Annotated in this window: 21 protein-coding genes, 1 tRNA gene and 1 pseudogene; 17 read left to right on the forward strand and 6 right to left on the reverse strand. The window is 69.2% G+C overall.

The features are described from left to right. Window positions 1-89: 89 nt before the first annotated feature. Complete coding sequence (locus VSH64_RS45515; protein ID WP_326568934.1) at window positions 90-1,112, reverse strand: helix-turn-helix transcriptional regulator; 1,023 nt, start codon at window positions 1,110-1,112, stop codon at window positions 90-92. A 359-nt stretch (window positions 1,113-1,471) separates the two neighbouring features. Here VSH64_RS45515 and VSH64_RS45520 point away from each other — a divergent pair, with 359 nt between their 5' ends. After that, entirely contained in the window at window positions 1,472-1,846 is a 375-nt protein-coding gene (locus tag VSH64_RS45520; protein ID WP_326568935.1) for a hypothetical protein, read from the forward strand. 330 nt (window positions 1,847-2,176) lie between these two features. On the opposite strand, the gene VSH64_RS45525 is transcribed toward VSH64_RS45520, so the two are convergent. Together VSH64_RS45525 and VSH64_RS45530 are read right to left on the reverse strand one after the other, a co-directional pair. Further along, window positions 2,177-2,578, reverse strand: a complete 402-nt coding sequence (locus tag VSH64_RS45525) for a VOC family protein (protein ID WP_326568936.1) — start codon at window positions 2,576-2,578, stop codon at window positions 2,177-2,179. A gap of 433 nt (window positions 2,579-3,011) precedes the next feature. Continuing rightward, complete coding sequence (locus VSH64_RS45530; RefSeq protein WP_326568937.1) at window positions 3,012-4,016, reverse strand: TerC/Alx family metal homeostasis membrane protein; 1,005 nt, start codon at window positions 4,014-4,016, stop codon at window positions 3,012-3,014. 355 nt (window positions 4,017-4,371) lie between these two features. Here VSH64_RS45530 and VSH64_RS45535 point away from each other — a divergent pair. Next, a pseudogene (locus tag VSH64_RS45535) lies at window positions 4,372-4,746 on the forward strand (recombinase family protein); the annotation flags it as partial. A 403-nt stretch (window positions 4,747-5,149) separates the two neighbouring features. Here VSH64_RS45535 and VSH64_RS45540 read toward each other — a convergent pair. Continuing rightward, window positions 5,150-5,222, reverse strand: a tRNA-Ala gene (locus VSH64_RS45540). Between the two features lie 404 nt (window positions 5,223-5,626). Here VSH64_RS45540 and VSH64_RS45545 point away from each other — a divergent pair. The 5 genes from VSH64_RS45545 (at window position 5,627) to VSH64_RS45565 (ending at window position 12,077) form a co-directional block, all read left to right on the forward strand. After that, window positions 5,627-7,867: an RICIN domain-containing protein gene (locus VSH64_RS45545; RefSeq protein ID WP_326568939.1), complete on the forward strand. Its 2,241-nt coding sequence runs from the start codon at window positions 5,627-5,629 to the stop codon at window positions 7,865-7,867. Window positions 7,868-8,169: 302 nt separating this feature from the next. Beyond that, the gene (locus VSH64_RS45550) at window positions 8,170-9,303 is read left to right on the forward strand and encodes an ABC transporter substrate-binding protein (protein ID WP_326568940.1); all 1,134 of its coding nucleotides are present in this window, start codon (window positions 8,170-8,172) and stop codon (window positions 9,301-9,303) included. Window position 9,304: 1 nt separating this feature from the next. Continuing rightward, entirely contained in the window at window positions 9,305-10,240 is a 936-nt protein-coding gene (locus VSH64_RS45555; protein WP_326568941.1) for an ABC transporter permease, read from the forward strand. After that, window positions 10,237-11,007, forward strand: coding sequence for an ABC transporter permease (locus VSH64_RS45560; protein ID WP_326568942.1), 771 nt, complete (start codon window positions 10,237-10,239; stop codon window positions 11,005-11,007). Before VSH64_RS45555 ends, VSH64_RS45560 begins: the two co-directional genes overlap by 4 nt. Further along, window positions 11,004-12,077, forward strand: a complete 1,074-nt coding sequence (locus VSH64_RS45565; protein ID WP_326568943.1) for an ABC transporter ATP-binding protein — start codon at window positions 11,004-11,006, stop codon at window positions 12,075-12,077. Before VSH64_RS45560 ends, VSH64_RS45565 begins: the two co-directional genes overlap by 4 nt. A gap of 49 nt (window positions 12,078-12,126) precedes the next feature. Here VSH64_RS45565 and VSH64_RS45570 read toward each other — a convergent pair whose 3' ends face one another. Continuing rightward, window positions 12,127-12,525, reverse strand: coding sequence for an ester cyclase (locus VSH64_RS45570; protein ID WP_326568944.1), 399 nt, complete (start codon window positions 12,523-12,525; stop codon window positions 12,127-12,129). Window positions 12,526-12,603: 78 nt separating this feature from the next. On the opposite strand from VSH64_RS45570, the gene VSH64_RS45575 reads away from it, so the two are divergent. The 10 genes from VSH64_RS45575 to VSH64_RS45620 all read left to right on the forward strand — a co-directional run bounded on the left by VSH64_RS45575 (window position 12,604) and on the right by VSH64_RS45620 (window position 23,730). Next, the gene (locus VSH64_RS45575) at window positions 12,604-13,515 is read left to right on the forward strand and encodes a sigma factor (protein WP_326568945.1); all 912 of its coding nucleotides are present in this window, start codon (window positions 12,604-12,606) and stop codon (window positions 13,513-13,515) included. Window positions 13,516-13,519: 4 nt separating this feature from the next. After that, on the forward strand, window positions 13,520-13,849 hold the full coding sequence (locus VSH64_RS45580; RefSeq protein ID WP_326568946.1) for a hypothetical protein: 330 nt from the start codon (window positions 13,520-13,522) through the stop codon (window positions 13,847-13,849). Between the two features lie 139 nt (window positions 13,850-13,988). After that, entirely contained in the window at window positions 13,989-15,641 is a 1,653-nt protein-coding gene (locus VSH64_RS45585; protein ID WP_326568947.1) for an FAD-dependent oxidoreductase, read from the forward strand. After that, complete coding sequence (locus tag VSH64_RS45590) at window positions 15,638-17,065, forward strand: ATP-binding protein (protein WP_326568948.1); 1,428 nt, start codon at window positions 15,638-15,640, stop codon at window positions 17,063-17,065. The genes VSH64_RS45585 and VSH64_RS45590 overlap by 4 nt, the downstream gene beginning before the upstream one ends. Window positions 17,066-17,303: 238 nt before the next feature. Then, window positions 17,304-18,395 (forward strand): hypothetical protein, encoded by a 1,092-nt coding sequence (locus VSH64_RS45595; protein WP_326568949.1) that lies wholly within the window; start codon window positions 17,304-17,306, stop codon window positions 18,393-18,395. Then, window positions 18,395-19,546, forward strand: coding sequence for a toxic anion resistance protein (locus VSH64_RS45600; RefSeq protein ID WP_326568950.1), 1,152 nt, complete (start codon window positions 18,395-18,397; stop codon window positions 19,544-19,546). The genes VSH64_RS45595 and VSH64_RS45600 overlap by 1 nt, the downstream gene beginning before the upstream one ends. After that, window positions 19,543-21,156, forward strand: a complete 1,614-nt coding sequence (locus tag VSH64_RS45605; RefSeq protein WP_326568951.1) for a vWA domain-containing protein — start codon at window positions 19,543-19,545, stop codon at window positions 21,154-21,156. Before VSH64_RS45600 ends, VSH64_RS45605 begins: the two co-directional genes overlap by 4 nt. Next, window positions 21,153-21,740 carry a hypothetical protein gene (locus VSH64_RS45610; protein ID WP_326568952.1) on the forward strand — a complete coding sequence of 196 codons (588 nt, stop codon included), beginning with the start codon at window positions 21,153-21,155 and terminating at the stop codon, window positions 21,738-21,740. The genes VSH64_RS45605 and VSH64_RS45610 overlap by 4 nt, the downstream gene beginning before the upstream one ends. Window positions 21,741-21,832: 92 nt before the next feature. Beyond that, a complete protein-coding gene (locus VSH64_RS45615) occupies window positions 21,833-22,492 on the forward strand; it encodes a TetR/AcrR family transcriptional regulator (RefSeq protein ID WP_326568953.1) in 660 nt (219 codons plus the stop codon). Then, a complete protein-coding gene (locus VSH64_RS45620) occupies window positions 22,489-23,730 on the forward strand; it encodes a cytochrome P450 (RefSeq protein WP_326568954.1) in 1,242 nt (413 codons plus the stop codon). Before VSH64_RS45615 ends, VSH64_RS45620 begins: the two co-directional genes overlap by 4 nt. Here the strand turns inward: VSH64_RS45620 and VSH64_RS45625 are convergent. Next, entirely contained in the window at window positions 23,717-24,520 is an 804-nt protein-coding gene (locus VSH64_RS45625) for a hypothetical protein (RefSeq protein WP_326568955.1), read from the reverse strand. The genes VSH64_RS45620 and VSH64_RS45625 overlap by 14 nt on opposite strands. Between the last annotated feature and the right edge of the window lie 22 nt (window positions 24,521-24,542).

Below are 24,542 nucleotides of genomic sequence, written 5' to 3' on the forward strand. Positions count from 1 at the left end.
GCGCCCGCACGGCGACCGTAGGACAGCCGCCGGGCGCGGCGTGCCCTGATCGCGACGGCCCAGGACGGATCACGAAACCGCTGCGGGGCTTACCGCGCGTTCCTCAGCGTGGCCGAGGGTGTTTCGCCGAATTGCTCACGGTAGGCGCGGGAGAAGCGCCCGAGGTTCGAGAATCCCCAGCGGTTGGCGACATCGCTCACCGACCCCGCGTTCTCGCGCAGGTCGTGGCGGGCACGTTCGAGTCGGACGCGTTTGAGGTAGCTCATCGGGGTCATGCCCAGGTGTTCCTGGAAGCCTTGCTGCACGCGGCGGCCGCTCACGCCGGCGTGGCGGGCGAGGTCGGCGAGCGACCAGGATCGTTCCGGCTCGGCGTCGAGGACGTCCAGCACGCGCTTGATCGTGCGGGGCCGCGCCGGTGGCCGCGGTTCGTGCAGCTCGGCGGAGTGGTTGTGGGCGTGGGCGAGCACGAGGCCGTCGACGACCATGGACTCGAGGTGTTCGCGGTGCCGCTCGGAGCGGTGGACCAGGCTTTCCGGGTCGGCCAGCTCGGAGAGCAGGAGCTTCACGGTGGACAGCCAGCTTCGCCCGGCACCCGAGGTGAGGGGGAAATCGATCTCGAATCCGACGGAGGTGCCTACGGGGTGCCCGAGCAGGCCTTCCAGTTCGGCTTCGAGCGCGCGGGTGGAGATTTTGACGCAGATCTGCTCGGCGTCGGCGGCCCAGCGCGGCAGGTAGGTGTGCTCCGTGGGCGTGAAGACGGCCGCGTGTCCCGGCGTCGCGACCATCCCCCGCGGCCCGCAGTGGGACTCGACGGCTCCGACCATGGGGATGTTCACGTGGTAGGCGCCCAGCGCCCCAGGGTCGACGCTGGTCTCGGTGCCGAAACAGACGTAGCCGACGGTGAGGTGTCGCAGCTGCGCGGCGCTGAGGTGCGAGCTCGGCAGCACCGGCGTGGCCCGCTCGCGGTTTTCGACTTTCGCCGGGTAGAAGACGCTGTTGAGATTCTCGCGGAACACCTCGAACCGCGTCGCCCGGCACAGCTGACGCAGACTCCACCGCCCCACGTCGTCACCCTCGACTCCGGGGCCCGGCTCCGCCGTCGCGTGCTCCATCGGCGCGCTCCTTTGCGCTGGTCCCCGGCCGCCACTCGCCGGCCGGTGCCGCTCCGGGAGGTCGATACTCGCTGGTCATCGGCCGGGAGCAGGCATCCGCCATGGTAGGTGACGTGCCGGGTGCCGCTGTCCGTGTCGCGTAGTGGTTGGCCGGAAAGCGAAACTGGTGTTTCGTGAAGGGGACACGTGGGCGGGGGAGCGGCGTGGTGACGCTTCGGAGCCAAAGTCGGCAGTGCTCGTCGCCGAGGTCCGGGGCTGCTCTAAATTTTTCGCCAGGTGGCGAGCGGATCCTGAATCCGAACTGTCGGGAGTGAGACATGGAGTCGGTTGAACTGCGGGCTGTGGGGCGAGGATCCTCAGTGGTTCCCGTCTCACTCGAGATCCTTGATGGGGAAGGGGCAGGCTTGAGAATGAAGTTCTCAGGTCGAGACTGGCAGTCCTTTACGGGGTCGAATCTGTTCAAGTGCCTCCTGTGCGCTCGAACCGCCCTGGAGAAGGAAGACCTCCTGCTCTGCTGCCAAGGAGCGCGACCGGACGTGTTTCCCTCCGGAATGCAGCAGCAGATGGAGCATGGCCGCTTCGCCGCAGTCCTCTCCCGGTCTGGCGAAGAGGAAGGGGCCGTCGACATCTTCGCCGCAGCTGAACCCTCGCAGGTGACTTCCGTGGAAGCCCAGCGAGTGGCCGTATATCAGTTCTTCAACCTGCCGGTTTCTGACGCAGGCGGCGACGCGTAGAAGGACCTGGATCGGCGTTCGGATGCTCGGGTCTCGGCGGGCAGGTCGGTGAGGCCGCCGGCGCGGGTGAGAGGGCCGAGCCGTCGTAGCAGGTGCACCGTCTTCCGGGCACGGAAACCCGATGCGCGCGGTCCCCGACATCGCTGCTGACGCTCACTTCTTCGACGGTCCCAGCATCGGCTCCGACTCGCTGCCCGGCGGCCTGACCAATGGTGGTACGAGCCTGGAAGCACCACTGATGGCCGGGTTGGAGGCCGACGCGCAGGGGACTTTGGGTGGGCCCCGGCGGTGGCTCGCCTGTGCGACGAGGGATCCGGCAGGGATCGGTGGTCACGTCCCCGGTGCGATGAAGAACTCGAGAGCGATGTTGTCGGGGTCACGGAAAGAGACGCCTGAGCCGTAGTGCGCCTTCTTGATGCCGCCGTGGGTGATCGCGAGCTCGTCGAGGCGGTCGCGCCACTGCTCGAGCTCTGCGATGCCAGAGAGTGCGAAGCCCACGTGGTCGAGGCCGGTGCGCGTCTCGACGAAGCGGTCCTTCGACTCGCGGCCGGGGTGGGTGTGCAGGCCGAAGAGCATTCCGCCGTCGAGGGCGAAGACCGTGTGGTGGAACTCGCCGCCTTCCTCGTCCTCGTCGAGGACGGGTTCGGCCTCGAACAGGCGGCTGTACCACTCGGTGCTGCGCTTGAGGTCCGAAACCGTGATCGCGACGTGCTGGAGGCCGGGGAAAGCCATGTGAGCGACTCCGTTCCTTGATCGGTATCGAAACAGGGCTCCGGGCCGCCCATTGTCTGTCGAACGCTCTCCTGCCGGCGCACCGTGGCGCCCGCTTCGAACGCACACGACGGGACAGCAGCGACGTCGGAATCGGTAACCTGATTCACGCTAACCGCAACGGATTCTCTCCAGAAGATTTTTGTGACGACCGGCCGCACCTGCCCACCGAGCGGGAGGAGGGGCTCGTCGAACGGTTCAGACCTGTCGTCCGCCGCGGCGATGGCGAGGTTCTGCGGGCTGATCATCCGAGGGACTTCTCCCGCGGACCGGTTCAGGAGCCTGGGCCGCGTGGTGGGGTCATTGCCGCGCACGTGATCACGAGTGCGGTGAGGATGAGCAGGGTGAGGAAGAGCTCGACCAGTGCGTTGACGAGCAGTTCGGTTGCCATGGCTCAGTCCCGTCGGTGGTCAGCGGGCTCGGGTGCGTGGCGGGGCAGGAGGCTGGTGGTGGTGGCCGTCGCCAGGATGAGGACGATGACCGCCAGGGAGATCGGGGTGGGGATCTGCGGCACGGCGGGCCAGACGCCGTGTGCCCAGTGCAGGACCAGCTTTACCCCGATGAACGCGAGGATGACGGCCAGGCCGTGGTTGAGGTGGCGGAGTTTCGCCAACGCCGTGTGCAGCACGAAGTACAGGGCGCGCAGGCCGAGCAGGGCGAAGGCGTTGGTGGCGAACACCAGATAGGGGTCTTCGGTGATGCCGTAGACCGCAGGCACCGAGTCGATCGCGAACACGACGTCGGTGGTGAACACCGCCACCACCACGACCACCAGCGGGGTGAACACCCGCCGCCCGTGCCGGCGCACGGTCACCCGGGCTCCCTGGTAGTCGTCGGTGATCGGGATGAACCTGCGCAGCAGCCGCACCGATCGCATCCGTGCGGGATCCGGTTCGCCATCGGCGTCCGTGAGCGCCTGGTGCAGGATCTTCACCGCCGAGGCGAAGAGGACCAGCCCGAACACGAGGAACGCCCAGGTTCCCGCCGCCAGCAGTGCGGCGCCGGCCGCGATGAACGCCCCCCGCAGCACGAGTGCGCCGACGATGCCGTAGAGCAGCACCCGCTGCTGCAGCGCGGGTGGGACCGCGAAGGCGGCCAGCAGCAGCATGAAGACGAACAGGTTGTCCACCGACAGGGATTTCTCGACGACGAAGCCGGTCAGGAACTCCACCGCCTGGCCGCTCCCGAACGCGACCCACAGCCAGGCGCCGAACACCAGCGGCAGCGTCAGGTAGAACACCGACCAGCCGACCGCCTCGCGCATCGACACTTCGTGTGGACGCCGCGTCACCATGAAATCGGCGACCAGCAGCAAAACCAGGACCGCGATGCTGATCAGCCACAACCAGAGCGATCCCACCGACTCCGCAGGAGCAACCGCGACAACCTCCGCGAGCACAGGAACCTCCTCGAACGAGCGCGCACCGGCGCGTGTTCGAGGTCTCCTTCACCCTGTGCCGCCGGCATCTCGTGCCACCGACCTGGGCGGGCTCCCGAGGACATCACCGGGATGTCCGTATTGACCGGGCAGCCCCTGCGGAAGTACTCCCCTCGACGTCAGTATGGCTTCGCCGGTCAAGAAAGTAAAGAATCGTTAAAGTGATCGTTGCGTTTGAGGGGTGGGGTGGGCGCCAGTCCTGGTCGGCTCCAGAGTGGGCGGGCGGAGAATGCTCGGCCGCCGAGAGGTGCGGTGACCTCGCCCGACGCAATGCGGGGAGCAGCGTGCTCGTTGTGCCTGGTGTCGGGGCGATGTCGACGTGATCATCGTCTGCCAACTCTCGCGAATGGCACGCAACCGCTGCGACGACGCCATCGTCATAGCGGACCTGCTCAAGCGCGGCGTCACCCTCGTCTCTGCCACCGAGGCGATCGATGACACTCCGGTCGGTCAGCTGATGCCTGGCAACCTGTACTTCTTCTGCCGTGGCAGGCAGAAGGGGGTCTGCCAGGCGCCCCACGTCAACGTCGCGCTCGTCGAGGACGCGGTCGAACGTGCGGTGCTCGACGGCCAGCAGAAGTCAGTGCGCCTGCTGCGGCAGCAGATCACCACGAAGCTCAAGGAACTTGACACGAAGGAGGAGAACTTGATCGACCTCGCCGCCGACGGCACGATGGCGCGTCCAAGGTGAAGGCGCGGCTGCTCGAAATCGCGCGATCGCCGCCGGCTCGAGTTGCGGTTGGAAATCGCCGACACCGACCTCACTGACGGCGCCCAGCTCGTCGGCGCCGGCCTCGCGCTGCTTTCGCAGCCGATCGAGCTGAACCGGCGATGCAACGACCAGTAGCGGCGGCTGCTCAACCAAGCGATCTTCGCTGCCCCCTGCATCGAGGAAGAGAAGATCACCGCCGGGCAACTTCATGCGCCTTTCAGTGAGCTGAACGTCAGGCAACGCCAGGAGGCCTCCGCGGCCGATGTGCAGCCCACAAACGAAAAAGCCACCCGCAGTGCGGGTGGCTCATGTTCGCCGTCCGGTGTCGCTGTCCTACTTCGCGGCCTTCATTCAGGCACTTGCTCTAGTAAGACTTCCAGGGTGGAGCTAAGGGGACTCGAACCCCTGACCCCCTCACTGCCAGTGAGGTGCGCTACCAGCTGCGCCATAGCCCCGAGGCGGAGGTGAACTCCGCATCTCGTGTGAACAAAGAGTACACCTCGCCCCGAGGGGTTTTCACCGGGGGGTCGGACAACGACGCCGGTCAGAAAAACTGCAGGTCAGAGGGCAAAATGGAAACCCGGTGAAGATCCAATCAGGCCCGGCAACGCAGGCCGACGAACAGTACTGCGGCTCCGGAGCGTGACCCACCCGCAAGAACTCGGGAAACGCCCAGCTCAAGAACCTCTTCATGACTTATTTTTAGCTCTGTATTGACTCCCTGTGTGTCCGCCGTTACATTTTCACCCGGTTGTGACGCCGAGGTCCCCGCCCGCTACGCCGCGTCTCCATCCCTGGGCATGAGCCTTGCCGTTTTGTGCTCGTCGAGAGGCCGCGCGGTGCGGCGGAGGAGGTTCCGATGGGAGTGCGGAGAGTGGGCACGCTTGTGCTGTCCGCGTTCACGGTGGTGGCGGGGTGTGTGGGGTTGGTGGAGCAGGCTCAGGCGCAAACCCCGGCCCACGTGCAGACCCCAGCCCCGGCAGCGGCCCAGGCCATCGCCCCCGATCAGTGGTTCACCGTGCAGGCCGGGAACAGCGGCAAGTGCGTCGACGCCAAGGCCGCGGCGAGCGCGAACGGCACCGTCGTCCAGCAGTACGCCTGCAACCAGACCGCGTCGCAGGCGTGGCAGTTCCAGCCGACCACCGATGGCTACGTGCGGGTGAACACCCAGCTCAACCCGGCCCAGTCCTGGGACATCACGAACGTCTCCAAGGACGACGGGGGTCTGGCGCAGCTCTGGTCCTACTCCAACGGCCTCAACCAGCAGTGGCAGCCTGTGCAGGAGGCGAGTGGTGCATACCACTTCGTGAACCGCAACAGCGGCAAGTGCCTGGACGTGCCGGGGGCCTCTATCGCAGACAGTGTTCAGCTGGAGCAGTACACCTGTAATAACACCAGTGCCCAATCGTTCACACTGAGTCCTGTGGGTGGCACTACGACTCCTCCGAGCTCGGATCCGGACCTCGGCCCGAACGTCGTGATCTTCGATCCGTCGATGTCGAGCGCGAGCATCCAGAGCAGGCTGAACAGCATCTTCAGCCAGCAAGAGAAGAACCAGTTCGGCAGCCAGCGCTACGCCGTGATGTTCAAGCCGGGCACGTACTCCGCGAACGTGAACGTCGGCTTCTACACGCAGGTGCTGGGCCTCGGGCTGAGCCCCGACGCCGTGACGATCAACGGCGCGGTGCACGTGGAGGCCGACTGGTTCCCGCCGCAGAACGCGACGCAGAACTTCTGGCGCGGCGCCGAGAACCTGTCGGTGAACCCGACCGGCGGCGCCGACCGCTGGGCAGTCTCCCAGGCGGCCCCGTACCGGCGCATGCACGTGCGCGGTGACCTGCAGCTCGACGACGGCGGCTGGGCCAGCGGTGGCTGGATCTCCGACTCGAAGATCGACGGCCAGGTCCGCTCGGGCTCGCAGCAGCAGTGGATCTCGCGCAACTCGCAGTTCGGCAGCTGGAACGGCTCCAACTGGAACATGGTCTTCGTCGGCGTGAACGGTGCGCCGCAGAACACGTTCCCGAGCCCGCCCTACACCACGGTCGGCCAGGCGCCCGTAGTCCGCGAGAAGCCGTTCCTCTACATTGACAGCGCCGGCAAGTACCAGGTCTTCGTGCCGGCCCTGCGCAACAACACGTCTGGCACCAGCTGGGCCAACGGCACGGCGCCCGGCAGCTCGCTGCCGATCGACCAGTTCTACGTCGCCAAGCCCGGCGCCTCGGCGGCCGACATGAACGCGGCGCTCGCGGCGGGCAAGAACCTGCTGATCACGCCCGGGGTCTACCACCTCAACCAGACCCTGCACGTGACCCGCCCCGACACCGTGGTGCTCGGCCTCGGCATCGCGACCCTGGTGCCCGACAACGGCATCACCGCGATGAACGTGGACGACGTCAACGGCGTGAAGGTGGCCGGCCTGCTCGTGGACGCCGGCACGACCAATTCGAACACGCTCATGCAGGTCGGCGCCCCCGGCTCGAGCGCCGACCACTCGGCCGACCCGACCTCGCTGCATGACGTGTTCTTCCGCATCGGCGGCCCGGCCGTCGGGAAGGCCACCAACAGCCTGGTGGTGAACAGCAACAACGTGATCGGCGACCACATGTGGATCTGGCGCGCCGACCACGCGGCGAACAACAGTTTCGTCGGCTGGAACACCAACACCGCCGACAACGGGCTCACCGTGAACGGCAACAACGTGACGATGTACGGCCTGTTCGTGGAGCACTACCAGAAAACGCAGGTCGTCTGGAACGGCAACGGCGGGCGCACGTACTTCTTCCAGAACGAGATGCCCTACGACGTGCCCAACCAGGCCGCCTGGATGAACGGGTCCTCGCAGGGCTACTCGGCTTACAAAGTCGGGCCGAATGTCACCAGCCACGAAGCGTGGGGCCTGGGCAGCTACTGCTTCTTCAACACCAACCCGTCGGTGGCCAGCGCCCACGCCTACGAAGCGCCCAACACCCCGGGCGTGCGGTTCCACGACATGGTCACCGTGTCGCTGAACCACGCGGGCACGATCACCCACGTGATCAACACCACCGGAGCGACCACGCCCGACGGGACGCGGCCGGTGAACCTGGTGAGCTACCCGTAGCCCACCGCTCCAGACAACCGGTGCGCGCCGTGGTGGCGGCCTCGGCGCGCACCGGTTCCCAGTCCACATGAGATGGTCAGAAGTCGCCCGGTTTCCGGCAGTTCCGGAAACCGGGCGACTTTTCGTGACCACTCCGTGCTCAAAGATCACCAACCGCGATGGGCCCGTCGCGCTGTGACTCCCGGTGACGATCGTGCATGAGCAGGGCACTGGTCATTCACATCCGGTTCATGATCCGGCTGTGTCCCTAGTGGACTGTTCGCTCGGCATTCCCACACCCCGGGTATCAAAGGACTGGACAAGTGAAGAGAAGTTTCGCTGCCCTGACCGCGGTCGCTGCCGCCGGCACGCTCCTGCTTTCCGCGTGCGGGGGTGGCGCGTCGGGTTCGGAGCAGAGCTCGGGCGCCGCCGCCACCGCCAAGTCGGCCGCCGACCTCGGTGGTATGGACAAGCTCGTCGAGGCGGCCAAGAAGGAGGGCACGCTCAACGTGATCGCCCTGCCGCACGACTGGGCGAACTACGGCGAGATCCTCGACGCCTTCAAGAAGAAGTACGGCCTGAAGGTGACCGAAGCCAACCCCGAGGGCGCGAGCCAGGACGAGATCAACGCCGTCAAGCAGCTCAAGGGCCAGGACCGCGCGCCCGACGTGGTCGACCTCGGCAGCGCGTTCGCCCTCTCCGCCGCCTCCGACGGTCTGCTGGCGCCTTACAAGGTCGCCACGTTCGACGACATCCCGGCGGGCCAGAAGGCCGACGACGGCTCCTGGTTCTTCGACTACGGCGGCTTCATCTCCATCGGCTACGACGCCGCGAAGGTCACCGACCCGCCGAAGACGCTGGCCGACCTGAAGAAGCCCGAGTACAAGGGCAAGGTCGCGCTCAACGGCGACCCGACGAAGGCGGGCGCGGCGTTCGCCGGCGTCTACGCCGCGGCGCTGGCCAACGGCGGTTCGTTCGACGACATCAAGCCGGGCGTGCAGTTCTTCGCCGACCTGAAGAAGTCGGGCAACTTCATCCCGGTGCAGTCGAGCGCGGCCACCATCGAGAGCGGCCAGACCCCGATCACGCTCGACTGGGACTACCTGCAGGCCGGGTACGCCGCGAAGCTCAAGGGCAAGGTCGACTGGAAGGTCACCGTGCCGACCGACGGCGTCTACTCGAACTTCTACGCCCAGGGCATCAGCAAGACCGCCCCGCACCCCGCCGCCGCGCGGCTGTGGGAGGAGTTCCTGTACTCCGACGAGGGCCAGAACCTGTTCCTGAAGGGCCTTTCGCGCCCCGCGCGCCTGCCGAAGATGGAATCGGCCGGCACCGCCGACAAGACCGCGCTCGCCGCGCTGCCCAAGGTCGAGGGCGACGTGAAGCTGGCCACCGACGCGCAGGTCAACGCCGCCAAGAAGGTCCTCGGCGACGAGTGGGCCAAGGCGCTCGGCTGACGTGACCGCCGAAACCGTCACCGCGGCGGCGGGAGTGGCCCCGGCCGCTCCCGCCGCCGCGCCCGTGCGCCCCGGGTCCGCGCGGCGCGTGCTCTCGTGGGTGGCGGGCCACCTCGGCCTGCTGCCGTTCCTGCTCTACACCGGCGTGTTCCTCGGCGCGCCGGTGGTGATGGTGGCCATCGGCGCGTTCCAGGACAACGACGGCGCCTTCACCACCGAAAACCTCACCGCCGCGTTCGCCGACCAGTTCGGCCGCTCGTTCGCCACGAGCATCGAGCTCTCGGCGCTCACGGCGGCGGCCGGGGCGATCCTCGGCGCGATCCTGGCCAACGCCGTGCTCGGCGCGAAGCCCGACGGCCTGCTGCGCAAGGTCGTCTCCAGCGCCGCCGGCGTGCTCGCGAACTTCGGCGGCGTGCCGCTCGCGTTCGCCTTCATCGCCACGCTCGGCAGCATCGGCATCGTCACGAAGGCGTTGGCGGGCCTCGGGTTCGACATCTACGCCGGCGGTTTCAACCTGTTCACGTTCACCGGCCTGTCGATCGTCTACGTCTACTTCCAGATCCCGCTGATGGTGATCGTCTTCACCCCGGCGCTGGAAGGCATGCGCGAGCAGTGGCGCGAAGCCGCGGCGAACCTCGGGGCCACGCGGGCGCAGTACTTCCGGCTCATCGCCGTGCCCGTGCTGCTGCCGCCGTTCCTCGCGTCGACCTTGCTGCTGTTCGCCAACGCGTTTTCCGCCTACGCCACGGCGTACGCGCTCACCACCGGCGTGGTGCCGCTCGTGCCGATCCAGATCGGATCGCTGGTGAGCGGCAACGTGGTGGCCGACCAGCAGAACCTCGGCAAGGCGCTGGGGCTCGGCATGGTCGTGGTGGTCGCGCTGGTGATGGCGATCTACGCGTACCTGCAAAAGCGCGCTTCGAGGTGGCTGTCGTGAAGAACAAAGCCCTGCGCTGGACCGTGCTCACGCTGTTCGGCCTGTACTTCCTCGTGCCGATGGGCGCGTCGGTGGAGTTCAGCCTGCGCGACGTGAACAACACCCACAGCTTCGCCTCGTGGGGCAAGATCCTCGACGAACCCGACCTGCTGCCCACGCTCGGCACGTCGCTGTGGGTCGCGGCCGGCACGGTGGCGCTCACGCTGCTGCTGATGGTGCCCACCGTGAGCTGGGTGCACCTGCGCAAGCCGAAGCTGCGCCGACTCATCGAGGGCGTGAGCCTGCTGCCGCTGGTGATCCCGCCGATCGTGCTGGTCAACGGCGTGCTCGTGGTGTTCCGCGACGCGCCGGAGGTGATCAACGGGACGCCCGTGATCCTCGTGCTCGAATACGTGGTCTTGGCGCTGCCCTTCACCTACCGCACGCTCGACGCGGGCCTCGCGGCGATCTCGCTGCCCACGCTGGTGGAGGCCGCGCGCAGCCTCGGCGCTTCGTGGCCGACGGTGCTGCTGCGGGTGATCGTGCCCAACATCCGCTCGGCCGTGTTCGGCGCCGCGTTCCTCAACCTGGCGCTGGTGCTGGGGGAGTACACGCTGGCGAGCATCCTGCTGATGGACACCTTTCCCGTGTGGACGGTCAGCACCGGGCAGTCGGAGGCGGGCGTGTCCGTCGCCGTTTCGCTGCTGTCGCTGCTGGTCGCGTTCCTGCTCCTGTTCGTCCTGTCCCTTGTGGCCGGTCGCCGCAAGGCTTCGCGAGGTGTGGCGTGAAAACTGTGACTGCCCAGCAGACGAAAACCGGTGCCTCGGTCGAGTTCCGCGGCCTGCGCCGCGAGTTCGGCGAGGTGCGGGCGCTCGACGGGCTGGACCTGACGATCGCGCCGGGCGAGCTCGTCGCCCTGCTCGGCCCGTCGGGCTGCGGCAAGACGACCGCGCTGCGCGTGCTGGCGGGCCTGGAGGCCGTGGACGCCGGCGAGGTGCTGGTGGACGGCACCGACGTGGTCGGCGTGCCGGCCAACAAGCGCGACATGGGCATGGTGTTCCAGGCCTACAGCCTCTTCCCGAACCTGACGGTGCGCGACAACGTGGCCTTCGGGCTGCGGCTGCGCGGCGTCGCCCCGGCGGCGCGGCAGAAGCGGGCGCAGGAGCTGCTGGAGCTCGTGGGGCTGTCGGCGCAGGAAAAGCGCTATCCGCACCAGCTTTCCGGTGGCCAGCAGCAGCGCGTGGCGCTGGCCCGGGCGCTGGCGATCGAGCCGCGCGTGCTGCTGCTCGACGAGCCGCTCTCGGCGCTCGACGCCCTCGTGCGCACGCAGCTGCGCGACGAGATCCGCCGGTTGCAGCTGCGGGTGGGGATCACGACGCTGTTCGTCACGCACGACCAGGAAGAAGCGCTGTCGATCGCCGACCGCGTGGGCGTGATGCGGTCCGGGCGCCTCGAGCAGTGCGACAGCCCGGCCGAGCTCTACGCCCGGCCGGCGACCGCGTTCGTCGCCGAGTTCGTGGGCACGATGAACCGCCTGCCGGGCACGGTCGCGGTCGGCAGCGCGTCGGTCGACGTCGTCGGCGAGCGGCTCGTGCTGGCCGAACCCGGCAAGCACACCGACGGCGACTCCGTGACCGTGCTGGTGCGCCCCGAGGCCGTGACGCTGGCGGCCGCCTCCGACGGCCGCGCGGTGGTGACCGACCACAGCTTCCGCGGCGCGGTCACCCGCGTCACCGCGCTGCTGTCCGACGGCACGGCCGTGCTGGCCGACCTGCCGAGCGTGGCGGCGGCGGACCTGGTGCCGGGTACGGGCGTGGATGTGGGGTTCGGGACGCAACCGGTGCTGCTGGCGAGCTGACGCGGTTCCCGCGGCCGGGGGTTGTTCGCCTCCGGCCGCGGGACCGGCCTCAGGCGGCGACTTGTTGTAGCAGGCCGTGGAAGTCGAGCACCGGCCACAGCTCGGCGATGCGGCCCTCGCGCAGGCCGAACACGACGGTGGCGCGCAGGCGGATCGCCTTGCCGGTGGCCGGGCGGCCGAGGAAATCGCCGTCGTGCGTGCCGGTCATGGTCCAGCGGACGGCGGCTTTGTCGCCGTCGACCAGGATGTCGTCCACGTGCAGCACGGCGTCGGAGAACGACGTGCGCACGATCTCGCCGGCACCGAGCACGGCCTCGCGGGCCGATTCGTCGGACGGACCGTGGTTCACGGCGTCGGGGGTGAGCAGTTCGTCGATCAGGTCGAAGTCGCGGCCGTTGAACAGGTCGGCGTAGAACCGTTCGACGGTCTCTCGGGTGGTGGTGGCCACGGGGGTCCCCTCTCTACTGTGGTGGTGGTTGCGGTCTTCGTGCGGTGGCGCAGTGAGGACTGAGCAGGGGAGCGCCTTGTGACAACCGACTTCTTCACCGGAGAACGCGGCCGGCTTTTCGGCCTGGCCTACCGCCTGCTCGGCTCGGCCGACGACGCCGAGGACGCGGTGCAGGACGCCTACCTGCGCTGGCGCCGCGTCGACCCCGGCGGGCTCACCGCGCCCGGAGCGTGGCTCACGAAGGCCGTGACGAACCTCTGCCTCACCCGGCTCACGTCCGCGCCGGCTCGCCGTGAGGCCGCGGCCGGCGACGAGCTGCCCGAACCCGTGCTCACCGGCGGCGGCGCCCTGGGCCCGCTGGAGACGGTGGAGCAGCGTGAGTCGGTGTCGTTCGCGATGCTCGTGCTGATGCGGTCGCTGACCCCGGTGGAGCGCGCGGTGTTCGTGCTGCGCTCGGCGTTCGACTACCCGTACCCGGAGCTCGCCGCGCTGCTGGAGCTCACCGAGGCCAACGCCCGCCAGCTCTACAGCCGCGCCCGCCGCCGCGTCGACACCGGTGAGACCCGCTTCCCGACGTCCGACGACGGCTCGATGCGGCTCACCGAGAGCTTCATGACGGCCGTGCGCTCGGGCCGCCTGGAGCTGCTCGAGGACCTGCTCGTCGCCGACATCGCCACCTGGATGGATCTCGGTGACGGCGAACGCGTGCACGTCCGCGGCCGCGCCGCCGTCCGCCGCAACGCCGCCGCCACCCTCGCCCGCTTCGCCACGGTGTCCGACTTCCTCCTCACGGAGGTCAACGGCGCCCCGGGCATCCTGTTCCTCCAGGACGGCGAGATCGTGGGCCTCACCTCGGTGGAAACGCGGGACGGGCGGATCTCGGCTCTGCGCACCGTCGCGGATCCGCAACGGCTGAGGTATCTGCGGACGCAGTTCGCGGCCGGGTCCGGAAAACCTGGCGCGGCGGCGGCTCGGCGTCCCTTACCTTGACCGGATGAGCACGCAGTTCGCCTACCGGCACCTGGTGATCGCCGTCGGGGATCTGGCCCAGCCGGCCCCGGCGCAGGTCGCGCTGCTCGAGAAGGACGGCCTGCGCAACGCCGACGAGCTCGCGCTGGAGTTCGACGACTGGCTGGTGCGGGCCAGGGACGCCCTGGCTCCCGGCCTGCTGACGCTGCTCGACGAGCTGAACGCACTGCTGGAAGACATGAGCGGACCGACCGGGCCGTGGTCGTTCGAAGCGCTGGCGACCGCGCCGGAGTGGGCGCGGGTGCGGGAGTTGGCGTCGCGGGCGTTCGCGCTGTTCGGCCGACCCGAGGCCTGAGCCGGGCGGGCCAAGAACGCGCGAACGGACCGTTCGCCCAGGGAGATCACGAGCCGATCCCCAGGTCCAGGTGCGGCTGGAGCAGGTCCAGGCTGCGCGAGAGTTCTCCGGCCTTGGACACCGCCGTAGGCTGTCGGGTGTGAGCCAGCCGATCCTGATGACCGTCGACGACGACCCCGCGGTTTCGCGGTCGGTCGCGCGTGACCTGCGGCGCCGCTATGGCAAGGACTACCGCGTGATCCGTGCCGACTCCGGGGCCGACGCCCTCGACGCCCTGCGCGAGATCAAGCTGCGCGGCGATGCCGTCGCGGCGATCCTCGCCGACTACCGCATGCCCCACATGGACGGGATCGCCTTCCTCGAGAAGGCGATGGACCTGTTCCCCAACGCGCGCCGCGCGCTGCTGACGGCCTACGCCGACACGGACGCGGCCATCCAGGCGATCAACGTGGTCGACGTCGACCACTACCTGCTCAAGCCGTGGGACCCGCCGGAGGAGAAGCTGTACCCGGTCATCGACTCCCTCGTGGAGACGTGGCTCGCGGTCGGCGACAAGTCCGTGGAGGAGACCAAGCTGGTCGGCCACCGGTACTCGGCGCCCTCGTTCAAGGTCCGCGACTTCCTCGCCCGCAACGCCGTGCCGTACCGCTGGTACTCCGTGGACGAGGACGAAGGCGGCCGCATCCTGCAGGCCGCCGGGGCCGTGGAGGCCGACATCCCGGTGGTCGTGACGCCGGACGGCACCGTGCTGAAGCAGCCCACCGGCGGCGAGATCGCCAACGCGGTGGGCCTGTCCACGCGGCCGGCGCAGGAGTTCTACGACCTCGTGGTGATCGGCGGCGGTCCGGCCGGCCTCGGCGCGGCCGTGTACGGCGCGTCCGAAGGCCTGCGCACGGTGCTCGTCGAGCGCAAGGCCACCGGCGGGCAGGCGGGCACCAGCTCGCGCATCGAGAACTACCTGGGCTTCCCCGACGGCGTGTCCGGCGCGCAGCTCACCGACCGCGCGCGCCGGCAGGCGCAGAAGTTCGGCGCCGAGGTGCTCACCGCGCGCGACGTGGTGGGACTGGAGGTGCGCGGGTCGAGCCGCGTGGTCACCTTCGGCGACGGCAGCGAGATCGCCGCGCACTCCGTGATCCTCGCCAGCGGCGTCACCTACCGCGCGCACGAGGCCGACGGCATCCGGGCGCTCACCGGCAGCGGCGTGTACTACGGCTCCGCCGCCACGGAAGCGCCCGAGTGCAAGGGCCAGCACGTGTACATCGTCGGCGGCGCGAACTCCGCGGGCCAGGCGGCGGTGTTCTTCGCACAGCACGCGAGCGACGTGTCGCTGCTGGTGCGCGGTGACTCCCTCGAGAAGTCGATGTCGCACTACCTGATCGAGCAGATCGCGGGCATCGACAACATCACCGTGCGCACGGGCACCACGGTCGTGCAAGCCCACGGCGACGACCACCTCGAAGGCCTCACGCTGTGCCACGGCGACACGACGGAGACCGTGGAGGCCGGGCACCTGTTCATCTTCATCGGCGCGGCCCCGCGCACCGACTGGCTGGGCGAGGTGATCCAGCGCGACCACCACGGGTTCGTGCAGACGGGTCCCGACCTGGTCTACGAAGGGCGCCGGCCCACCGGCTGGCCGCTCGACCGCGATCCCTACCACCTGGAGTCGTCCGTGCCCGGCGTGTTCGTGGCGGGCGACGTCCGGTCGCAGTCGGTGAAACGCGTGGCCTCCGCCGTCGGCGAGGGAGCCATGGCCGTCACTTTGGTGCACCGCTACCTGGAGGACCAGTGAAGGAGCCCGCACTGCCGCGCGAAGAACTCCGCGGCCTCTTCCTCTTCGAGCACCTCTCCGACGAGCAGCTCGACTGGATCGACGAGCACGCCGTGGTGGAGCACTACGACGGCGACACCGCCGTGCACCGCGAAGGCGACCCGGCCACCTGCTTCTACATCCTGCTCTCGGGCGCGCTGCGGATGTCGCGGCTGGTGAGCGGTGCCGAGGTCGAGGTGAAGCGCTCCGATCAGCGCGGCTCCTACTTCGGGGCCACGCAGTTCTTCGTGCACCAGGACAACCAGCACACCTACGGCGCCACCGTGCAGGCGATCGGCGACCTCACGCTGCTCGCGCTGCCCTCGGCGGAGTTCGCGGTGGAGTTCCGCAAGTGGTTCCCGATGGCGGCGCACCTGCTGGAGGGCATGTACCTCGGCTGGCGCAACACCGACACCGTGATCTCGTCGCGGCGCCGGCTGCTCGCGCTCGGCGAGCTGTCGGCCGGGCTCACCCACGAGCTCAACAACCCGGCCGCCGCCGCGGTGCGCGCCACGGCGGCGCTGCGCGAACGCGTGGCCGGGATGCGGCACAAGCTCGCGATGCTGGCGAAGAAGGACATCGAGCCGAACCTGCTCGAGCAGCTCGTGGAGGTGCAGGAGCAGCTGGTCAAGACGGTCGCCGACGCACCGCGCCTCTCGGCGATGCAGCAGGCCGACCGCGAGGACGAGATCAGCGACTGGTTCGACGACCACGACATCGACCAGGGCTGGGACCTCGCCGCGATCTTCGTCGCCGCCGGCCTCACCACCGAAAACCTCGACGGCGTGCTGGAATCCGTGGGGGAGGGCCTGCTCGACGGCGCGCTGCGCTGGCTCGCGTACGCGCTGGAGACCGAGATCCTCATGGGCGAGATCGAGGACTCCACCACGCGCATCTCGGTGCTCGTCGGCGCGGCCAAGCAGTACTCGCAGATGGACCGCGCGCCGCACCAGTGGATCGACGTGCACGAAGGCCTCGACTCCACGCTGGTGATGCTCTCGGGCAAGATCGGCGACGGCGTCCGCGTGGTCAAGGAATACGACCGCAGCATCGACCAGATCCCGGCGTACGCGGCCGAGCTCAACCAGGTGTGGACCAACATCATCGACAACGCCGTGCAGGCCATGGGCGGGCGGGGCACGCTGACGCTGCGCACGTGGCAGGAGAGCAAGCAGGTGCGCGTCGAGATCGGCGACAGCGGCCCGGGCATCCCGGAAGAGGTGCGCCAGCGCATCTTCGAGCCGTTCTTCACCACCAAGGGCGTGGGCGAAGGCACGGGCCTGGGCCTCGACATCTCGTGGCGGATCGTGGTGGAACGGCACTCGGGTGACATCAAGGTGACCTCCGTGCCGGGTGACACGCGGTTCGAGATCTGCCTGCCGGTGGAGGAACAAGCCTCGCTCTGATCCGGGCTTCCGCGCCGCCGCCGTGTTCGCCACGGCGGCGGCGCTGTGCTGTGACCCCTCGCCGAACCAGGGCGCACAGTTCGAAAATTCCCTTCCACACCACCAAAACGCCTGATCCTGATCGACCCCGTTCGTTCATTGATCGTTCACTTCGAACTCCTCGTGCCGCGCGTCAAACGAGTTGCGGGGGCTGAAGGATCCGAGGTGACGCGTCGCGGGACGTGCGGAAGGTGGGTTCGTGAAACGCCGGTTGTCCATCGGGCTGGCTGTGGTTCTGGTACTCGCCGTCGTGGCCGTGATCGTGTGGGGGCGGTCCGGGGGCGACGACACGGCGGGAGGGGGTGACCTCACCGTCGTGCGCGGGGTGATCGGCTCGGAGAAGCAGGCCTTCTTCACCGATCAGCGCGTGATCGACGCCTTCGCCAAGCACGGCTTGAAGGTGGAGGTCGACACCGCCGGCTCGCGGCAGATCGCGACCACGGTCGACCTCGCCAAGTACGAGTTCGCCTTCCCCTCCTCCTCACCTGCGGCGCAGAAGATCCAGCGCGACCGCAAGGTGACCACGGTGTACACGCCATTCCAGTCGCCGATGGCGATCGCCACGTTCGAGCCGATCGTGCAGCTGCTCACCGCGGCCGGCGCCGTGCACAAGGGCGCCGGCGACTACCAGGTGCTCGACATCGGCAAGTACCTGCAGCTCACGCAGGCCGGCACGCGCTGGGACCAGCTGCCCGGCAACACGGCCTACCCCGTGCGCAAGAACATCCTCGTGACGACCACCGACCCGCGGGAGTCGAACTCCGCCGCGATGTACCTGTCGATCGTGTCGTTCGTGGCCAACGGCAACAACGTCGTCTCGACGCCGGACCAGGAAGCCAAGGTGCTGCCCCAGGTGTCGAAGCTCTTCCTCGACCAGGGCTACACGCAGAACAGCACCGAGGGGCCGTTCGAGGACTACCTCTCGGCCGGCATGGGCAAGACACCGCTCGCGCTGATCTACGAATCGCAGTACGTGGACCGCCTGGTGCGCCACGACGGCTCGATCCGGCCCGACATGCGCATGCTCTACACCGCGCCCACGGTGTACTCGAAGCACACGCTGGTTCCCTTCTCCGCCAACGGCGACAAGGTCGGCCAGCTGCTCTCCACCGACCCGGAGCTCGGCAAGCTCGCCGCGACCTTCGGCTTCCGCACCACGAACCCGCAGCTGTTCCGCGACGTCGTGACCGCGGCCAAGGCGCCGGTGCCGGCCGATCTCGTGGACACGGTGGAACCGCCGTCGTTCGAGACGTTGGAGCGGCTGCTCGACGCGATCCAGAAGCAGTACTGATGGACGAGTTCACCCTCACCCCGCCGGAAGCGGTGGCGGCGGTTCCCGTGGAGCGCGCCGCCGGACTGATCGCGCTCGGCGACGACACGCGGGCCGACATCGCGCGGCGCGCCGGCGAGTTCGCCACGCGGCTCGAAGCGCTCGACGTGAAGTCGCCCGAGTTCACCACGCTGCTCGACGAGATCCTCGCCGTGGGTGAGGCCGACATGCGGGCGGCGGCGTCCGTGGCCGGCACGATGCTGGACCGCTCCACGAAGGCGCTGGAATCGGCGCGGGGTTCCGTCGGTTCGCCGCAGCAGCAGGTGACCACGAGCCTGGTCGAGCTGCGCCGCACGGTCGCGGAGCTCGATCCGGCGAAGCTGCCGATCACCGGCCGCAAGCTGCTCGGCATCTTCCCGGCGGCGGCCAGCGCGAAGCGCGCCCTCGATCGCTACCGCGCCGCCAACGAACCGGTGAACGCGTTGGTCCGCGAGCTGCGCACCCGTCAGGACGTACTGCGGCGCGACAATGCGGCGCTGAAGGGCGAGCGCGAACGGCTGTGGACCACGCTCGGCCGCCTGGCCGAAGCCGCGGCGTTCGCCGAGGCCGTGGACGGGGCGATCGACCGGCAGGCCGGCGTCTTCGACCTCACGGATCCCTCGCACGCCAACGCGTTGCGCGCCGACATTCTCTATCCGATCCGCCAGCGCCACCAGGACGTGCTGACGCAGCTGGCCGTGAGCGCGCAGGGTTATCTCGCGCTGGACCTGGTGCGCCGCACCAACGACGAGCTGATCCGCGGCGTCGAGCGCGCGGTGTCCACCACCGTCTCCGCGCTGCGCGTGGCGCTGCTGGTGAGCGCGGCGCTGGCCAACCAGCGCGACGTGCTCGACGAGGTCGCGGCCCTGCAGTCGACCACCGACGGGCTGCTGCGCGCCAACGCGGCGCTGCTCGAATCGCAGAGCGCCGAGATCCGCAAGGCGTCGAGCGACCCGGCGGTGGCCGTCGACACGCTGCGCGACTCGTTCGACCGGATCTACTCGGCGCTCGACGCGATCGACGGGTTCAAGGCCGAGGCCGTGCTGCACATGGCGTCCACAGTGGAATCGTTGTCCGGGGAGCTGCGCCGCGCCGAAGACCGGCTGCGCCGTTCGCACGAGGGGGAGCTGTGAAGAAACTCGCGGTACTGGCGCTCGCCGCCGCACTGCTGGTCACGGGGTGTTCGTCGGCGACCGACGACAACGCCGACCAGCCCGTGGCCGGCACGCTGCGCATCCTGGCGGGCAGTGAACTCGCCGACCTGCAGCCGGTGCTCGACGAGGCCGCGAAGGCCACGGGCGTGAAGGTGAAGTTCACCTTCACCGGCACGTTGGAAGGCGCGGAGTCGCTGGCCAACGGCAGCCTCGACGGCAAGTACGACGCCGTGTGGTTCTCGTCGAACCGGTATCCCGCGGGGATTCCCGAGGCGGCCAAGCGCCTGGGCAACCAGGCGAAGATCATGAGCTCGCCGGTCGTCCTGGGTCTTGCGCAGCCGGTGGCGCAGCGGCTCGGCTGGGACAAGAAGGCGCCGACGTGGGGTGACATCGCCGAGGCGGCCGGGAAGAAGGAGTTCACCTACGGGATGACCGACCCGTCGGCGTCGAACTCGGGCTTCTCCGCGCTGGTCGGGGTCGCGTCCGCGCTGGCCCACTCCGGCACGGCGATCGACGCGCAGCAGATCGCTGCCGTCACACCGCAGCTCACGCAGTTCTTCAGCGCGCAGCAGATGTCGGCCGGTTCGTCGGGCTGGCTGTCCGACGCGTTCCAGCGCCGCGCGACCGGCCAGGACCCCGGGCAGAAGGTCGACGGGCTGATCAACTACGAGTCCGTGCTGCTGTCGATGAACTCCTCGGGCAAGCTGCCGCAGCCGTTGAAGCTGATCTACCCGAGCGACGGCGTGATCACCGCCGACTACCCGCTCACCCTGCTCACCAGCGCGAGCGACGACGCGCGCACCGCGCACCAGAAGCTGTCCGACTACCTGCGCACGCCCGCCGCGCAGCAGCGCATCATGCAGGTCACGCAACGCCGGCCCGTGGTGCCCGGAGTGCAGCTCGGCCCGCAGTTCGTGCCCCACGACCTGGTGGAGCTGCCGTTCCCGGCGACGCAGCAGGCCGTGGACGCGCTGCTCGCGGCCTACTTCAGCAAGATCCGCCGGCCGTCGCGCACGCTGTACGTGCTCGACACGTCGGGCTCGATGGAGGGTGACCGCATCCAGGCGCTGCGCACGGCGTTGACCGGGCTCACCGGCGCGGACAACTCCCTCGTGGGCCGCTACCGGCAGTTCCGCAGCCGGGAGGAGGTGACGATGCTGCCGTTCAACACCCAGCCGGGGCAGCCGACCACCTTCACACTGCCCGAGCAGAACCCGCAGGCCGAACTGGCGAAGATCAAGGACTACGTCGGCGGCCTCAACGCCGGCGGCGGCACGGCGATCTACGACAGCCTCTCGCGTGCGTACACGGTGATGGCACCGCTCGTGGCGCAGGACCCGGACCGGTTCAACTCGATCGTGCTCATGACCGACGGCCAGAACGAGAGCGGCAAGAACCTCGACGCCTTCAAGGCCGAGTTCCCCGCACTGCCCGCCGCGATGAAGCAGATCCCGGTGTTCACCGTACTGTTCGGCGAGGGCAGCGGTGACGAGCTCACGCAGGTCGCCACGATGACCGGCGGCAAGGTCTTCGACGCCCGCAACGCGCAGCTGTCCAGTGTTTTCCAGGAGATTCGCGGGTACCAATGAGGCGTTGGATCGGCTCCACCAAGAACATCGCCGGCTGCCTCGGCGGCCTGATCGGCCTCGTCCTGTACGTGGTGGGCGTGATCGGGCCGCTGTGGTTGATGTTCGTGGTCATGGCCGTGCTGTACACGGCGGGCGCGCTGGTTGCGCCGCCGGAGAAGGTGCGGCTCGTCGTGGACCCCACGGTGGAGGCGGCGCAGGTGCGGGCGTCACTCGAAGCGCTGGTGCAGACGGTGGTCTCCCACGCCGGGCGGCTGCCGGCCCCGGCGATCGAGGGCGTGCGGCACGTGGCGGAAGTGCTGGAAGACCTGCTCAAGGATCCGCTGCGGCTGGCCTCGACGCCGGACCTGCAGTACCGCGTGCTGCTGCTCGCGCGCACGGACCTGCCGCTTTCGGTGGAGACGTACCTGAACCTGCCGCGCTGGTTCGCCTCGCGCCGCGACGCCGACGGCACCAGCGCGGAGGACGAGCTCACGAAGCAGCTGGATCTGTTGCGGCGCAAGGCGGAGAAGCTCGCGGAGGAGTACTACGCGGCCGACGTGAACCGGCAGGAGGACCACACGCGCTACCTCGGCGAGGAGTCCTAGCGCCGGTCCGGTGATTTTCCGACGTGATGGTTGTCAGACGGGTGTCTTGGGTACTAGCTTCGTAAGAAGATCGTCTTACGAAGGGGCACTGCGTGGTGGAAACGAGCTCGCGTCGGGAACAGGCCGAGGCCACGCGTGAGCTCCTGCTCCGCACGGCCGAGCGGCTCTTCGCCGAGCGCGGCCTGGCCCAGGTGTCCAACCGGCAGATCGTGGAAGCCGCCGGGCAGGCCAACAACTCCGCGCTCGCCTACCACGTCGGTTCGCGCGAAGACCTGATCCGCGCCATCACGCGCTCGCACGTCGAACCGATCGCCGCGCGGGCGAAGGAACGCGTGGCCGCCGTTCGCCAGTCGAAGCAGCCGCGCGATCACGTGGCCAGCCTCGTGCTGCCCTACACCGAGCACCTGGCGAGTCTCGGCACGCCCAGCTGGTGCGCGCGGTTCCTGGCGCAGGTCGTGACCGATCCGGCGCTGCTCGGAGTGCAGGGTGTCGAGCCCGTGCTGGCCGTCGAGTTCGCCGACGGCACGGCCGCCGTGTGGGCGCACGCGACGCCGCTGCCGGGCGCCGAAGCCGCGCTGCGAAGCCAAACCGCGCGGGTCGCGGTGATCCACACGTGCGCGGAGCAGGAACGCCTCGCCGCGACCACCGGCGTGCCCGCCGACTGGGTGTTGATCGGCGAGGCCCTCACCGACGCCCTCACCGGTCTGCTGACCGCCCCGCGTGTCCCCACCACCCGGAAGGATCGTTCATGACCGCCACGAAACCGCCCACCATGCGCCGCCCGGTGCCGCCGGAGATGCTGCGGCGCGGGAAGTGCCCGTTCGACCCGCCGCCCGTGCTCGCCGAGCGGCCGCCGGTGGCGCGCGTCGGGCTGCTCAACGGCGCGCAGGCGTGGGTGGTCACCGGATACGAGCAGGCGCGCGCCGTGCTGGCCGACACGCGGTTCAGCTCCGACACCACGCGCAACCGCAGCGCGATGGACCTGCGCCCCGAAGAGGTCGGTGAAGCGCGCTGCCCGGTGAACCTGGCGCAGCGCGAAGACGGCCGGTTCATCTTCATGGACCCGCCCGAGCACACGCGGCTGCGGCGGTTGCTCACCGGCCAGTTCACCGTGCGGCGCATGCAGCAGCTGGAAGCGCGGATCCGCGACATCGCGATCGAGCACCTCGACGCGATGAAGGCGGCCGGCAATTCCGGTGACGTGGTGCCGGCGTTCGCGTTGCCGTTGCCGTCACTGGTGATCTGCGAGCTGCTCGGCGTGGACTACGCCGACCGCGCGGAGTTCCAGGAGCACACCGGCGTGGCGCTCAACCTGACCAAGAGCGACGAGGAACGCGCCCAGGCGTCGGAGTCGATCTACGCGTTCATGCGCAAGCTGGTGGCGCACAAGCGCGCGCACCCGGCCGACGACCTCGTGTCCGGCCTGATCCACGGCGACGCCGACCCGGCGCTGACCGAGCAGGAACTGGTGGACATCGCGACCGTGCTGCTCGGCGCGGGCCACGAGACCACGGCGAACATGCTGGCGCTGGGCACTTTCGCGTTGCTGGAGAACCCGGACCAGCTCGCGCTGGTGCGGGAGAACCCGGCGGTGCTGGACAACGGGGTCGACGAGCTGCTGCGCTACCTGTCGATCATCCACATCGGACCCACGCGCGTGGCCACGGAGGACCTCACCGTCGGCGACGTGGTGGTCGGGGCGGGGGAGACCGTGCTGATCTCGGTGCCCCAGGCCAATCGCGCGGCGGCGCACTGGCCGGAGCCCGAACGCCTCGACCTCACGCGGCCGCGCACCCCGCACCTCGCGTTCGGCCACGGTGTGCACCAATGCCTCGGGCAGCAGCTGGCGCGCTCGGAGCTGCGGGTCGGGCTCGCCGAGCTGGTCGCGCGGCTGCCGGAACTGCGCCTGGCGCTGCCGGCCGACGAGGTGCCGCTGCGCACGGACATGCTCGTGTACGGCGTGCACTCCCTGCCGGTCACCTGGTCCTGAACCGCGGCACCGTGAGGGTGAGGGCGGCCGTGGTGAGCCAGGTCAGGAGTTCGGCGATCGGCACGCGCGAAAGCCGTTGCGGCCACTCCTCGGCCACGGTGCGCAGCACGAGCTCGTCCTCACCCGGCACCACACCGACGAGCCGCAACCCGTCCGGCAGCTCGGACAGCGGCAGCACCACGGGCCGGATCCGTTTCGGAGCCGCGAATTCCCGCTGTCCGATGTGGAGGGTCGTCGGGGTCAGCACCACGGCTTCGTCGACCACGGCGGGGGTGAGCGTGAGCCGGCCCCATGACGGGTGCTTGGCCCAGCGCACCTGGAACCCGTCGGCGTGCGGTGTCGCGACGATGCCCGGGCGCGTCCGGGCCACGCGCTTACGCACGATCTCGCCGGGCACGGTGATGTCGAGCTCCACCGAGCCCGGCGTCACCGACGGGGTCGGGACGCTGCGCAGGCGCATGTCCCTGGCCACCACCACGACCCGGCGCAACGGGATGCTGCCGGGCGGGGTGGGCCAGTCGACGTCCTGCGCCACCAGCCGCACGTCACCGACGCGACCGGTGGCCAGCCGCAGGGAATCGGCCGGGCGGTCGAGCCCGGTGAGGTCGAGTTCGGTGAGCGTGAACCGGGCCTCACCGCCGTTGACCTTCGCGGTGAGGCGGCGGCCGACGAGCTGTTCGGTGACCGTGCGCGCGAGCGCCGCCGGGGTGGCGGGCACGCTGGGCAGCAGCGAGGCGGCGAGGCCCGCTATTTCGGGAACCACAGCGTCGAACCAGCGGCCGTCGGACATCCGGCCATGGTATTTCGCGTGG

Source organism: Amycolatopsis rhabdoformis, from assembly GCF_035918295.1.
Classification (GTDB): Bacteria; Actinomycetota; Actinomycetes; order Mycobacteriales; family Pseudonocardiaceae; genus Amycolatopsis; species Amycolatopsis rhabdoformis.

Excerpts from the sequence above, each read along its gene's own strand:
- VSH64_RS45515 (WP_326568934.1), bottom strand. The coding sequence starts at position 1,112 with ATGGAGCACGCGACGGCGGAGCCGGGCCCCGGAGTCGAGGGTGACGAC.
- VSH64_RS45525 (WP_326568936.1), bottom strand. The coding sequence starts at position 2,578 with ATGGCTTTCCCCGGCCTCCAGCACGTCGCGATCACGGTTTCGGACCTC.
- VSH64_RS45545 (WP_326568939.1), top strand. The coding sequence starts at position 5,627 with ATGGGAGTGCGGAGAGTGGGCACGCTTGTGCTGTCCGCGTTCACGGTG.
- VSH64_RS45580 (WP_326568946.1), top strand. The coding sequence starts at position 13,520 with ATGAGCACGCAGTTCGCCTACCGGCACCTGGTGATCGCCGTCGGGGAT.
- VSH64_RS45600 (WP_326568950.1), top strand. The coding sequence starts at position 18,395 with ATGGACGAGTTCACCCTCACCCCGCCGGAAGCGGTGGCGGCGGTTCCC.
- VSH64_RS45610 (WP_326568952.1), top strand. The coding sequence starts at position 21,153 with ATGAGGCGTTGGATCGGCTCCACCAAGAACATCGCCGGCTGCCTCGGC.
- VSH64_RS45620 (WP_326568954.1), top strand. The coding sequence starts at position 22,489 with ATGACCGCCACGAAACCGCCCACCATGCGCCGCCCGGTGCCGCCGGAG.
- VSH64_RS45625 (WP_326568955.1), bottom strand. The coding sequence starts at position 24,520 with ATGTCCGACGGCCGCTGGTTCGACGCTGTGGTTCCCGAAATAGCGGGC.